The sequence below is a fragment of the Agrobacterium tumefaciens genome (assembly GCF_005221325.1).
Lineage (GTDB): Bacteria > Pseudomonadota > Alphaproteobacteria > Rhizobiales > Rhizobiaceae > Agrobacterium.
In genome coordinates this window covers 2,257,176-2,271,474 of the sequence record NZ_CP039889.1, presented here as the reverse complement: position 1 = coordinate 2,271,474, position 14,299 = coordinate 2,257,176, and the positions used below count along the sequence as shown (strand labels likewise).

General features: G+C 52.5%; 5 protein-coding genes and 2 pseudogenes. 2 read left to right on the top strand and 5 right to left on the bottom strand.

From position 1 onward, the window contains the following. From CFBP5499_RS25300 to istA, 5 genes are all read right to left on the bottom strand, one after another. Entirely contained in the window at nucleotides 1–9,909 is a 9,909-nt protein-coding gene (locus CFBP5499_RS25300) for a calcium-binding protein (RefSeq protein WP_137081367.1), read from the bottom strand. Between the two features lie 9 nt (nucleotides 9,910–9,918). Next, entirely contained in the window at nucleotides 9,919–10,446 is a 528-nt protein-coding gene (locus CFBP5499_RS25295) for a hypothetical protein (protein WP_080827598.1), read from the bottom strand. A gap of 143 nt (nucleotides 10,447–10,589) precedes the next feature. Continuing rightward, the gene (locus CFBP5499_RS25290) at nucleotides 10,590–11,051 is read right to left on the bottom strand and encodes a toxin-activating lysine-acyltransferase (RefSeq protein ID WP_080827599.1); all 462 of its coding nucleotides are present in this window, start codon (nucleotides 11,049–11,051) and stop codon (nucleotides 10,590–10,592) included. Between the two features lie 172 nt (nucleotides 11,052–11,223). Beyond that, nucleotides 11,224–12,018 (bottom strand): IS21-like element helper ATPase IstB, encoded by a 795-nt coding sequence (gene istB / locus CFBP5499_RS25285; RefSeq protein ID WP_080827600.1) that lies wholly within the window; start codon nucleotides 12,016–12,018, stop codon nucleotides 11,224–11,226. Continuing rightward, a complete protein-coding gene (istA, locus tag CFBP5499_RS25280; protein ID WP_130932520.1) occupies nucleotides 12,008–13,489 on the bottom strand; it encodes an IS21 family transposase in 1,482 nt (493 codons plus the stop codon). The genes istB and istA overlap by 11 nt, the downstream gene beginning before the upstream one ends. A 113-nt stretch (nucleotides 13,490–13,602) precedes the next feature. Between istA and CFBP5499_RS25275 the strand changes: the two are divergent. Both CFBP5499_RS25275 and CFBP5499_RS25270 read left to right on the top strand, forming a co-directional pair. Further along, nucleotides 13,603–14,052: pseudogene (locus tag CFBP5499_RS25275) on the top strand (IS630 family transposase); the annotation flags it as partial. Beyond that, a pseudogene (locus CFBP5499_RS25270) lies at nucleotides 14,053–14,289 on the top strand (phospholipase D-like domain-containing protein); the annotation flags it as partial. It lies immediately after the preceding pseudogene. Nucleotides 14,290–14,299: the final 10 nt, after the last annotated feature.

Sequence of the window (14,299 nt, the reverse complement as noted above, 5' to 3'; positions counted from 1 at the left end):
CTATGCAACGAAACGCACGTCGTCCCGATGCAGGTCGGCAAGGTTGACGTTGGCGAGCGTAATGCCATTTGTGCCGTCAATGTTGATAATGGTGTCATTACCAACCTGTGACGCCGCGGCCAGAACTGCCTCAAAGTCTGCCAGGACGCCACCGCGGAACTCGAGAACGTCATCAGTTCCCGCGCCTGCGACAAAGTCACCAATCGTATCCCAGCCGAAGTTTGGCTTGAACACGAAAGCGTCGTTGCCCGCACCGCCTTCGAGATAATCGCCGGTATTGCGGAAACCTTCGATCACGTCATCGTTTGCCGTCATTGCTTGCGACAACAAGACACTTTGAACATCCGCCTTCGTGTAGGTCCCTTCCATCAATGTAAACAGTTCGATGCCACTGTTTGAGTTCTCGCCGAGAGTATTCTTTATCGTGATTGATCCACCATCGTTGGCGCCAGCAGAACTGTCCCACACTGAGATAATGAGATCGTCGCCCATGCGGCTTAACCCAATGTCAGCAGTCGACAAACCGTTAAAAACCAGTCGATCGGCGTTTCCGCCCAATTGGTCTTCCGCAACCGTATCGTGACCACCCCCACGTCCATAGTTGTAAACATCGTCGCCCTTACCGCCAATCAGTTCATCGTCGCCCGCTCCGCCGTCTAGGTAATCATCGCCTGCCCCTGCGATGAGCACTTCGTTAACGATTCCGCCTGTCAAATTGTCATTACCGGAGCCGGTCACAATCTTTTCGATGGAGACTAGGGTCTCAATTCCCTCGGGATTCGCGAGAGTGTGGGCCTGCCCCCCCAGAAGATTGATGATCCAGTCGGCCCCAGAATAGCTGAAGTCAACCGTATCCAAGCCATTTCCACCATCATAACGATCAAGCCCAAGCCCCCCTTCGAGGGTGTCACTACCGTCACCTCCGAACAGGGTATCATTGCCGGCGTCACCGAAAATGAAGTCATCTCCTCCCGCTCCGTTCAATTGGTCGTCGCCTGCGCCACCCCGAATGATCTCGAATGCCACACCACCGTTGATGATCTCGTTGGTGGAGTCGCCAATGATCGTCCCAGCATTCCCGGATGCAAGGCTGTTATAGTACGCTTGTTTAAGGCTAGTTTGCGTCCACGCTACATTGTCGGCAAACCTGAACTCTTCGATCCCACCAAACTCGCCCACCAAGGTAATCGACCAAGCGTTGTTGTCGCCTTCGATTCTGTAGAGACCGCTCGCTTCACGCAAGATGCGAACCGATGTCGAAAAAATCCCCGCGCCGAAGACAAGAACGTCGTTAGCGGGATTCTGACCGCTGTCCTGAATGACATCGTGCCCATCGTTGACCCCGAAATGATAGGTGTCGGAGCCTTCTTTGCCGTCTGCGACATCATCGCCGGCCCCGCCGCTTATCACATCGCCTCCCCCCGTGCCGGCGACCACGTCATTTCCGGAGGTCATCGAAGATGCGAGGACAAGGATCTCGACGTCGCTGCGGCTCAAATGTTCTCCCGAGGAGAATGTCACCAGATCGATACCATGACCGGAGCCGTCCAACTGGTTTTCGATAACGATCGATGAGCCGCCGACCATGATCAACAGAGAAGTCCCGTCGCTGCCGCGTTTGAACGCAATACCCGACCCCGAATAAGCAAATTCGAAAACGAGTTCGTCGATTTCATCCACCGGCGAAACGTCGGAGATCCTGTCGTTTCCATCGCCAAGCGAGTACAGGTAGCGGTCTGACCCCAGCCCACCATTTAGAACATCATTTCCGGTTCCACCGCGCAAGACGTCGGCGCGATAGGTTCCCGTAAGGATATCATCGCCGTTTGAGGGTTGGTTACCGCCAGCGGTCACCGTGATACTCTCTCTCGTCCAAACTGTTCCATTGGCAAACAGCAGGCGCTCTATTCCGGCCCCATTGGCCGCCAACTGATTTTTTAGAACGATGGTCTCTTCGCGCGATCTGATGCGCAAAACAAGATCGTCAGCATTCTGTGCGGAAACTTCGAAGAAGACATCAGCAGTCGTTATTCCACTGCCCAGTTCAAGCGCATCGGTTGAGATGGTATCGGCGTCTTCTTCAATTATATCGTGGCCGTCGCCTAACCCGAATACGTAAGTGTCGCCCCCCCTTCCTCCCGACAGCCGGTCGTCGCCACCGAGACCGTGCAACCTGTCGTTTTCTCCTGTTCCAACCAGGATATCATTTGCCGAAGTGCCGACAACCGCTCCAGCACTTGTTGAGGACTGCTGCAGACTCTTAGGCAGATCTGACACAGAAATACGCGTTCCATCCGCAAAATCTACGAATTCTACGCTCGAAATCTCAACAATATCGCCCGTCTCAGGCAAGAATATCGTGGTCCATTCAGAAGGACCGCTAAACACGCGCAAATCACCTAGACCGATTGTCGGCCCGAAACGTAATGTGTCCGAACCACTGCTCCCATAGAAGACATCTTTCCCGTCACCACGGTTGAAGATGTAGACGTCGTTTCCGGCATTACCGTCGACATAATCATCGCCGATACCTCCTGCGATAACGTCGTTTCCTTGGTACATGATGACACGGTCGTCACCTGCACCAGTATTGACAATCGCAGTCCCCGACGAAAAGTAGAGGTAATCGTCACCAGTCGTCGAGTTCTGGTCAGCGTAAATCTGATGAACTTGAGCCTCCGTCCAAATCACGCCGTTGGCAAACGAGATTTTCTCAACGGATCGGATGCTTATCTCGTCACTGGAGCCGGAAATCCGTAGCGTGAAGAACGTCTGATCTGCTTCATTCAGTCTGACAACTATATCGCTCGGAAGTATCCCTTCACCGAAGCGAACGGTGTCGTTATAAATCCCGCCTTGGAAGACGTCGCGACCATCGCCTTTATTGAAGATATAAATGTTGTCTCCAGAGCCGCCGTCGGCATAGTCGTCACCAGTGCCACCCGAGATGATGTCATCGCCGGCTTCGCCATAGATGCGGTCATCGCCGGCCCCGGAATTTATGACGTCATTCAGATACGACGTATGAATGTAGTCGTCCCCAGATGTCGAATTCTGATCTGCATAGGTCTGGTATAATTGAGACTGGGTCCAGATCGTTCCGTCAGCGAACTCGATCTTCTCGACGTCGCGTACGCTGACTTCATCCGTGGTCCCGGCAATCTGCAGTGTCAGGAAGGTGTGATCGGCTTCCATAAGCCGAACAATGATATCCGAAGGCGATATATTGGCACCAAACCGCAAGATGTCGGTCTCGAAAGCGCCGTCAAATACGTCGCGACCGTCACCCCGGTTAAAGATGTAGGTGTCATTGCCCCAGTTGCCATCGGCATAGTCGTCCCCCATACCGCCCGTGATGATGTCGTCGCCATCTTCAGAGTAAATCCGGTCATCACCCGCGCCGGTATTGATGACATCATCGCCGTCATATGTGTGAATGTAGTCGTCGCCCGACGACGAATTTTGGTCGGCATAAACCTGATAAAGCTGTGCCTCGGTCCATACCGTACCGTCCGCGAACTCGATCTTCTCGACATCGCGTACACTGATTTCATCCGTTGTTCCGGCAATTTTTAGCGTAAGAAAGCTATGATTGGCTTCCATAAGGCGAACAATGATATCCGAAGGCGATATATTGGTACCAAATCGCAAGGTGTCGGTCTCGAAGGAACCGTCAAATACGTCACGACCGTCACCCCTGTTAAAGATGTAGGTGTCGTTGCCCCAGTTGCCGTCGGCATAGTCGTCACCTGTACCGCCGGAGATGATGTCATCACCATCTTCAGAGTAAATTTGGTCATCGCCCGCGCCGGTATTGATGACATCATCGCCGTCATAGGTATGAATGTAGTCGTCGCCAGAGGTCGAATTCTGATCGGCGTAAACCTGATAAAGTTGCGCTTCGGTCCATACTGTACCGTCCGCGAACTCGATCTTCTCGACATCCACTACACTGATTTCGTCCGTCGTCCCACTAATCTTCAGTGTGAGATACTGATGGTTGATCTCGTAAAGCTTGACCAGAATATCCGATTTATCAATATTACTGCCAAGCTTTAATGTATCTGTTCCGGAGTTTCCGAAAAAGACGTCACGCCCGTCACCCCGGCTAAACAGATATGTGTCGTTGCCCAGTCCCCCATCTGCAAAATCATCTCCCGCTCCGCCTGATATTGTATCCGCCCCTTCCAATCCATCTAGGCTATCATTTGCGGATGTCCCGACAAGAGTATTTGCACCGCTGTTGCCCTTGATAGTGTTAAGAGTAACTGCTTGTTGGCCAACGGCAGCAGCAAGTGCACTACGATCCCAAAATGTACCGTCAGTGAACTCAAGACGTTCGATGCCTCCACCATTTGTTCCGAAGGCGTCCTTGATGACGAGTGCCGAACCATCCGACAAGTATATTCTTAGCGTATCTGTATCATAAGCATCAAAACTGAAGGTTAAGTCTGAAGCATAAATACCTGGTCCGAACACCAGACGGTCACTACTACCTTGGAATGCCTCCTCTACGATGACATCGTTGCCGTCACCGAGATTGTAATAATAGGTGTCGTCGCCCCAGCCGCCGATCAGGACGTCGTCGCCTGTTCCGCCAATAAGCTGATCGTTGTCGTCATAACCATAGAGGCGATCATTCCCGGTCCCACCGTTCAGAATATCGGTCGTATCGAAACCACGAATGACATCCTTGCCCGCACTCATCCACGAAGAGCGGAAAAGATCGAGGATCTGCTGGCGGTCAAGCGTAGTGCCATCAGCCGTCTGAAGAACCTCCACGCCACCCAGGTAGTAGCGACCCATGTTCAGGAGAGTCAGCCGGTCGCCGTTGGCGAAGGTAATCCAGCCGTTAGCGGATGAATACGGATCCTGTGAATACGAAAGATTTGAAAGCGAGATGCCATTTCCGAATATCAGCTTATCGGCCGTACCTTGATGAGTTTCATCAACGATAACATCGTTGCCGTCACCGAGATTGTAATAATATGTGTCGTCGCCCCAGCCGCCGATCAGGACGTCGTCGCCAGTCCCGCCGCTGAGCTGGTCATTATCGTCATAACCGTATAGGCGATCATCCCCGGCCCCACCGTTCAGAATATCGGTCGTATCGAAACCACGAATGACGTCCTTGCCCGCACTCATCCACGAGGAGCGGAAAAGATCGAGGATCTGCTGGCGGTCAAGCGTAGTGCCATCAGCCGTCTGAAGAACCTCCACGCCACCCAGATTCTCCCTTCCCATGTTCAGCAGAGTCAGCCGGTCGCCGTTGCCAAACGTAATCCAGGCAGCCGCCGCTGAATTTGGATCCTGTGAATAGGACAGATTTGAAAGTGAGATGCCGCTTCCAAAAATCAGCTTATCGATGTCACCGTAACCATATCCTTCGATAATCACATCGCTCCCGTCACCGAGATCGTAATAATAAGTGTCATCGTGCCAGCCACCGATCAGAACGTCATCCCCGGCACCACCGCGAATCTGGTCCTTATCGTTATAGCCGGAAATCCGATCATCCCCCGCGCTGCCATTGAGCACATCTGCTTGCGACGAGCCCACGATATAATCATTATTTCTGTCCGCAGCTCTCGCGACGAGTGCATTTTTGATGTCTTGTGCAGACCAGATTGTTCCATCCGCAAATTCGAACTGTTCGAGCGGGAAACTCGACAGTTGGCCCAACACCTCAATGCGTCCGGGCATTCCGCGGAATGTAATGAGCAGCGAACGGTCGTCCCGCCCGCCCGCCGACAAATGGATGTCCTCGAAAGAAATGCCTGCGCCGAAAACCAGTTTATCCGCACCCGAATTATCTGAAATGACGACGTATCCATCGCCTCGATGGTAGATGTACGTGTCGTCGCCTTCTCCACCAAGAAGTTGATCATATCCGCCGCCGCCACGCAGTGTGTCGTTACCTTCGTCACCTGATAGGATCTCGTCGGAGAACCCGCCAACCAGCATGTCGTTACCAGTCGTCTGGTTCTGATTGATGTAAAGCTTGTTAAGCTCCCTGTAAGATAGACGGGTGCCGTCAGCGAATTCGAATAATTCGATGCCGTCCGAAAAATCGGGATTCCGATAGTGGACCGAAAGCTTGTCGTTCGTGCCTTCAACGCCAATCACAAGCACAGAACTATTGGCAGAATCCCTGCTCAGAACCAGATTAGCGGGGACAATACCGGCTCCAAACACCACCCGGTCGATGTCGCGAGAAAGACCGAGGTCGATGATGGTATCCGCCCCATCACCGAGATTGAAGCGGTAGGTGTCAGATCCGACACCTCCCTGGAGGATATCGTCTCCACCCGCACCGGCCAGATCATCATCACCGAACGAGCCTGCAATTGCGGTGGATGCTCCATCGCCCATATTTGTAAGCGAAGGAAGACCGCCCTGCGCAATCGCAGAAATTATCTGGCCCTTTGACCACACAGTTCCATCGGTAAATTCAAAGCGTTCGATACCGCTGAAGTCGGTCAGAAAGCCACCAGTGATGACAAGAAGCGCTGAATCGTTGCCGTTGATGCGGATCATGAGATCATCGCCAACTGCCGAACGATGGATGATCAGGTCAGAGGGAAGAATGCCGTTTCCAAATACGATGACATCGTTTCCGGTCACTCCAGAGTCGGTTACCACATCTACACCGCTATCAACGCGGTAGACATATCTGTCCGAGCCATCGCCGCCGATCAATATATCACGACCGGCTCCGCCTTCTAGGATATCGTCACCAGCAAATCCGCGCAGGATATCGTCGCCGGTACCGCCTAAGAGCCAGTCTTCGGAATCGTCGCCCAATAAGCGATCGTTTCCAGAACCTCCGTCCAGAACGTCACCAAGCCCTCCGCCGGCAAGAACAACATCGTCTCCATCCCCACCGAACAGCCAGTCGTCGAGTTTTCCACCGATAAGAAGATCAGCACCCGCGCCACCAAACAGATCATTGCCGCGGTCGCCCCCGTAGATCTGATCGTCGCCTGCACCGCCGCTTATGCGGGCAGCAAAGCCAATCTCGGTTTTACCGGCCCTGTCAAAGCCATTAAAACCGATGAACTCTCCAGTTTTACCGGCCTGGGAAACATCGCCATCAAATCTGTCGCCGTCGACAAATATATAATCAGAACGATCTCCGCCGTTAATCGTGTCTTTCTGTCCTGGCGCTATCGTATCCGCAATAACTGCTGGTGAATTCGTTCCGAGGACGAACCAGCGCTCTCCATCAAGATAGGTGAACACGACTTTGTCGCTGGTGACAGCATTATGCTGCAACCACCAGTCCCAGCCACCCGTCCAGTCGATTTCCGATCGCTGATGAATACCCAGGGCAAACGCCTGCGCCAGCGTCATCTGCCAGCCGATGGCGAATTCACTATTCGGATCGGCAGCGATAATGGCATTGATCGCAGAAATGTTCCGCAGATAGTTCTGATATTCCTTGGCGATCATCAATGCGGACATCAACTGGTTAAGAGCATCCGAACTGGACGTCTCTTGCACATTTGCGCTTCCGCCTGTCGGATCGATCACCGTTCTGGGAATAGCAGTCGCGCCATCGGTCTTGATCGACCATTCCTGATATGTTTCAAGGGTCGCATGGATTGCTCGCCGTGCATACACATCACCGCCAGCTATCTGCATCGATCGCAACGCCTCGAACACACCTATATTAATAGTGCTTTTAGCATCCGACCCGAGATTATATTCCTTACCGTCAATTTTGACGGAAAAATCCTCTTCGACGAAACCAAAGGTCAGGCGCGCGACGTTACCAGCGAGCACGTCCCCATCCACCAAATCGAGAATGGACTTTACAATGCTGATGTGACTTTCGGCCAAATCCCGTGCGACGTCTTTGTGTGCGCGATCTTCGCCGTAAACCCTCGAAATTCGATATAAATCTTCAAGGGTGTTGAATTCGACATCCGCGAACCCCTCTGGATCGTCGCCGAATATCCCTCCGATAAGTCCGCCTAACAGACCTCCCAAAAGAGATCCTATAAACGTTCCAACAGGTCCAAGCGAACTAAAGATGAATGCGCCGATATTGGAGCCAATATTTGACCCCATCTGCTCAGTGTAAGTATCGAAGTTTCCGATATTATTGGCCAGGATCGTTCCCGCCACGCTCCCAAGCGAAGTCAGCATGGAGGTGGAGACGCCCACATTCCAAGGGTTGCCGGCAATAATATTGTCGCCGATTTTAACGATTGCAGCCTGTGTCGGACCTGCGACAAGTGCTGCAAGCTCTGGATCCATATCGAGCAAATCGGCTAGTTGTGACCCGGCATAGGATCCAAGCGCTGCGAAGCCTGCAGATGCAATAATCTCGCCGAAATTGAACCCGTTGGCAGAATTGTCGAGCGCTTGTTGCGCTTCAAACGCAACGATTCCACCAGCGTTCGCTGCGAGAAACTCCAATGCGGCAAGCTGCGCCAGATTGGAACCCGCCTGCTGGGCAAAAATCGATAATGCGCTGGCAAGCGCGGGATCGATATCGGCATCATCAATAAGCGCAGAAACCAACGCGCGGCCAGCATAACCTCCGACGCTGTCAATAACGTTCAGGGCGTATCGCCCCAGCAAAAGCTCACCGTTGAAATCGTCATCGCCCAACAGGGCGTCTGCGGCTACAGAACCAAACGACCGCAGTGCTGACCCGATCAGGATATTCTGCCAAGGGCTATCAGCAAAAATTATATTTGAAATTTGGTGTAGAATATTGTCCGCAAGATTCGCCTCGTCTGTTTGCGGAAAGAAAAGAGAATCATTGTGAACGCGTATTCCATTCGCGATATAAGTATGATATATTTCAACCTCAAAATTGAATGTTTCACGCATATTTTCAGACGAAGAAAAAACACTTGAAATATCTGTCCGTCTGTTTTCAATTACATCATTTTCATCTAAAAAAATTCGACGAGCCGTGGCTAAAACTGGCGAACCATTCTTCGATAGAAGTCGGCCAGATCCGGTATTCCAGTCGATCAAGTTTTCGATAGCGTCAAAATTGCCGTTGCCAGTCGCAAACCTGTGTCCAGGAGTGACTAATAGCACATGTTCCTCTGAGTCAGATAAAAAGCGAAGTTCGATCCATTTATCGGTCATATTATGAAACAGGCGAACGACCCTACTTGGTATCAATTCGCCAAAGCTATTATAAGCAATTACTTCGTCATCAACGCAAATAGTCTCTATCGCGCGCTGCGTACCGTCCGCCATTTCAATCAGAGTTCCTGCGGAAAAACAGTAATCTTGAGGCTTGAAAATGCCGAGATGATGTACTGAACCATCAGGATCAATTCTAAATTTGTCGAAAGGTGTGAAATTATGAACGTTACCGTGCGCGTCCGTCACAATCACAACTGCGGGGTCGCTAGTGTCAATTCGCGCGCCATTTGAACCAACTATATTAGTTCCCGGCGTAGCAATTGGGGGTATACCACTATACAAAAAAATATTTCCGGCAGTGATAAAGTATTGCGCGGCACTTATCCCGCCATCAAGAAAGCTCTTCAGAAGAAATTCCTGAGGATTGTAATATCTTTGATTTGCTCCAAGCTCTACCGAAGCAAAATAATTGTCGTTCGAAACAAAAAATATCGGTGAATCGCCAAATTGCTCCGACGCCGCGACCATACTTCTTTCACCGTTGCTGGATCCGGGAAGAAATTGCGGCGTGGGAACTACTTGTATTTTTCCCAACGCTTGACCCTTAGCAATCCAAGCAGCAACAAGCGCCCCATCGGGGTAGCCTCCGCGCGTCACCTCGGCAAGAATCGTTGAAGTAATAACAACCGTATTATTTGGAGTAAAAAGGGAATCTAGGGCAGGATTTCCCGTCTGCAGCTGCTCTTTTCCAAGATAAATTAAGGCATTTGTATCTACGAAAGCTAGTTCGGACATTAATATACCTCAACCTAAAACACGGAAGTAAATCGGGGAAAATTGCTTAACAGCTTCTTCAAATCGCGTTAGGCAGACCAAATTAGATTTTATATTATTTAGACAATTAGTAATAATCATTGCCGCTTCATTTAAATCATCACCGCCGTAAGCGGCGTATAGTTCCATCATGTAATCCATTTCAGCATTGTAATGCTCGCCTTCACCAATTTTTTGCTTTGTATTTAAAATGAACCAGTCTTCTGTAATTCTTTTTGTTAGATCGGCATCGCCAATTATAGAAGCAATAATCTGTTTATACTTTAAGCGATGGAGTTCCGCCGTCCTATTTCGCTTGCCAGCGGCCTCCTGCCAAGAAGCGGTAACCAGAACGTCATCTGTGATTTTATCAAGATCGAATATTAATAAATTTGAGTTATATACCCCGACATCTTTTCGGGGATCCGCCGAAATAGCTTCAGTCACAGGGTCTACGACTAGAAAACTTCCATTCCAACTGGTTGGAATTCCCTCTAAACCCGAAACTTTCCACATCATGTTTCCACCACTGGATATATATTCTCTTCAAAAAAATATATTTTAAGAAGAAGACGATATTGGCAATCTAGCTTGGCATCTTATACACACTCTCTCGGGAGTATCTTCAGCTCATCGTATGCAAATCGTAGACGTTGATTTTGCTACCATTCCACAACCGCCCTTCGTCCACCCGGCCCCGCCTGCAACATCTTAAATCGTTGAGTTGACAGAACCCGTGCCTTTAGTTCTTCGATCAATCCTTCCTGACCGCCAAAGGGACATATGAAATCAATCAGCCACAATTGATCGCCAGACTTCCAGTCTGTCGGCATCAGGCGGCGGATGCCGTTCGTCACAATTCGCTCTTCTGGCTCGTCTCCAAGAAATGCCCACGATGCAAATCCGTGAGGGTTGCCGGCACGTTCCCACAAATGGAACTGACCCAACATAATTGGAGGCGTTACAAGCCATTCAATATCAGTGATCATCAAATGTTTGTGGAGCGGCGAACGCGACATAAGCCATACGGCATGGCCGATGGCATGGATACGCGTCTGACCGGCATCCTTGCCTGCCCGGATGTTTTTGGGAAGATCCGAATTTTCTTGATCTGCGCTTTGCATTAAATGCCCCCATTTGCCAAAAAGAACGTTAACAATTCATCCAAAATTATCAATCAAAAATTGAGTTTTACAGATCAAAACGCGTAAAATACAGCGTGAGTGTTGGTTTGCACGCGGAACTGAGCCGGTTTTTCCACCGAGAAGTGAGCCACCTCTAAGTATGGTTTTCTGATCAGGCTTTGGTCAAGGGATTGGCCTTTTCTCCTCTCTTCTGTGCTGCTGCGGCCGAGCTGGCCTTGAAGCGGAAGCTATCGTTACCGGTTTCCAGGATATGGCAACGGTGGGTCAAGCGGTCGAGGAGAGCTGTCGTCATCTTGGCGTCGCCGAAGACCGTGGCCCATTCGCTAAAGCTGAGGTTGGTGGTGATGACGACGCTGGTGCGCTCGTAAAGCTTACTCAGCAGGTGGAAGAGCAGCGCTCCGCCTGAGGCGCTGAACGGAAGGTATCCGAGTTCATCGAGGATCAGCAGATCGAGACGGACCAGCGTCTCGGCAATCTGGCCTGTCTTGCCCTTTGTCTTCTCCTGCTCGAGCGCATTGACCAATTCGATAGTCGAGAAGAAGCGGACCTTTCGGCGGTGATGCTCGATAGCCTGAACACCGATGGCAGTCGCGATATGGGTCTTTCCTGTGCCCGGCCCACCGACGAGGACAATGTTATGCGCATCGTCCATGAACTCGCATCGATGCAGTTGGCGCACCGTCGCCTCGTTGATTTCGCTGGCGGCGAAGTCGTATCCGGAGATGTCCTTGTAGGCCGGGAAGCGAGCCGCCTTCATATGATAGGCAATCGAGCGGACCTCGCGCTCGGCCATCTCGGCTTTTAGCAACTGGGACAGGATCGGCACGGCCGCACCGAAGGCTGGAGCTCCTTGCTCGATCAGGTCCGTGACGGCTTGGGCCATGCCGTACATCTTCAGGCTACGCAGCATGATGACGACGGCGGCGCTGGCGGGATCATGACGCATGGCGACCTCCCACGATCCCGACACGTAGGCCATCGTAGCGTTCGACGTTAGCCTTGGGTTCTCGCACCAAGGTCAGCGCCTGGGGCGTGTCGATGTCGGGGCCGTCGGTCGTTTTGCCGTCAATCAGCATGTGCAGCAGATTCAGCACATGCGTTTTGGTTGGCACGCCTTGATCCAGAGCCAGGATATCGGCCATCTCACGATCGCCGCCCAGGCGACGCAGCATCTGGTCCTGCAACAGTCGAAAGGCCAGCGGCAATTCCAGGAAAGGCGCACCATTGCGCAGGGCTCCGGGTTTGCGCTGGATGACCGCAAGGTAATGCCGCCAGTCATAAATCGTCCTCGGTGGTTTGTCGTGGCTGCGTTCTATGATCCGCGGATGTTCGCAGAGGATATTGCCCTCGGCTGCAACAACCAGTCTCTCGGGATAAATCCGCAGGCTGACGGGCCGGTTCGCAAATGATGCAGGCACACTGTAACGATTACGCTCGAAGTTGATCAGACATGTTGGCGAGACGCGTTTGCTCTGCTCGACGAAGCCGTCAAACATGGCGGGCAATGCCATTAAAGCAGGCTGCTCATCAGCCCAAACATCCGCGATCGTGCCGGGCAGGCTCCCGTGCGTCGTGTCCCGCCATAGGTCATGGCAATGCTGTTCCAGCCAGACGTTCAAAGACTGCAAATCCGGGAAGTCCGGCATCTGCTGCCATAGACGAGGACGAGCATCCTGGACGTTCTTCTCGACCTGCCCTTTCTCCCAGCCTGCAGCAGGATTGCAGAACTCAGGTGCAAAGACGTAATGGTTCGTCATCGCAAGGAACCGGATGTTGACCTGTCGCTCCTTGCCGCGGCCAACGCGATCCACCGCTGTCTTCATGTTATCGTAGATGCCGCGAGCAGGCACACCGCCGAACACACGGAAGCCATGCCAGTGGGCGTCGAAGAGCATCTCGTGCGTTTGCAGCAGGTATGCCCTGACCAGAAAAGCCCGACTGTGCGATAGCTTGATATGTGCGACCTGCAACTTCGTGCGCTCACCGCCAATCACGGCATAGTCCTCACTCCAATCGAACTGGAATGCTTCGCCTGGGCGGAAAGACAGCGGAACGAATATGCCGCGGCCCGTCGTCTGCTGCTCACGTTGCCGGTCAGCCCGCCAATCACGGGCGAAGGCGGCAACCCGACCATAGGAGCCGGTAAAGCCGAGAACCACCAGATCGGCATGAAGCTGCTTCAGCGTTCGGCGCTGTTTGCGCGACTTCCCGGCCTCTGTCTTCAGCCAGGCCGTCAGCTTATCGGCAAAAGGATCAAGCTTGCTCGGCCGGTCCGGTACCGTGAACGTCGGCTCGATCGTACCAGCGCTCAAATACTTCGCGATCGTGTTGCGTGACAGCCCGGTGCGCCGGCTGATCTCCCGGATCGACTGCTTCTCACGCAGTGTCATCCGGCGGATGATGTTTAAAAGTCCCATGTGGATCACTCCGTTGCCCCCGTCGCTCTCCGCGTTGGGGGAAGGTTCACATGGCTCAATTCTCAATGGAAATTATGCGCCTAACCGGCTCAGTTCTGCGTGCAAACCAACACCCTTGCGGAGATCGATGCCGCTCACCGGTCCCGCACGGCCATTGGAAGACAACGACGTTTACCGGAGCGCTCAGGCTATCCGGAATGACCGCACCCATGGTCTTGGACGGTGCGATGAACGGGGTAGCATTCCAGGCCTATGTCCAGCAGGTTCTCATTCCAACCTTGGCACCGGGCGACATCGTCATCATGGACAATCTGCCTGCACACAAAGCGGAAGGCGTGCGTCACGCAATCGAAGATGCCGGATGCCGGTTGCTTTACCTTCCTCCCTACAGTCCCGACTTCAACCCCATCGAGAAGGCATTCGCCAAGCTCAAGGCCGTCTTGCGCGCCAAAGCCGAGCGAACGATCGACGGCTTATGGAATACCGTCGGCCACATCGTCACGCTGTTCGAACCACAACAATGCGCCAACTACTTCAAATCGTGCGGATATGACCCCGAGTAAAGCGGACGCGCTCTAGTCCTCATCCGCGATCGCACCGTAGCGACCAGCTACATGATACAAGCGCTCCGGATGTACGATCATTATAGGTTCCGGGTCGCGGCCGAAGACGGGGAGGAGATCGGCCAACCTCTCGAGCTGAAATTGCCGCCGCAGGCGGGCGAAGCGGCTTGGTTCGAGCGGGACTGGACAGATCCCGTCCGCGCACGTGACCGCAACCTCTTTGCGCGCGCCGACTGAAGCTCTTCTC

Coding starts and splice junctions, on each gene's coding strand:
- CFBP5499_RS25300 (WP_137081367.1), bottom strand. CDS start 9,909: ATGTCCGAACTAGCTTTCGTAGATACAAATGCCTTAATTTATCTTGGA.
- CFBP5499_RS25295 (WP_080827598.1), bottom strand. CDS start 10,446: ATGATGTGGAAAGTTTCGGGTTTAGAGGGAATTCCAACCAGTTGGAAT.
- CFBP5499_RS25290 (WP_080827599.1), bottom strand. CDS start 11,051: ATGCAAAGCGCAGATCAAGAAAATTCGGATCTTCCCAAAAACATCCGG.
- istB (WP_080827600.1), bottom strand. CDS start 12,018: ATGCGTCATGATCCCGCCAGCGCCGCCGTCGTCATCATGCTGCGTAGC.
- istA (WP_130932520.1), bottom strand. CDS start 13,489: ATGGGACTTTTAAACATCATCCGCCGGATGACACTGCGTGAGAAGCAG.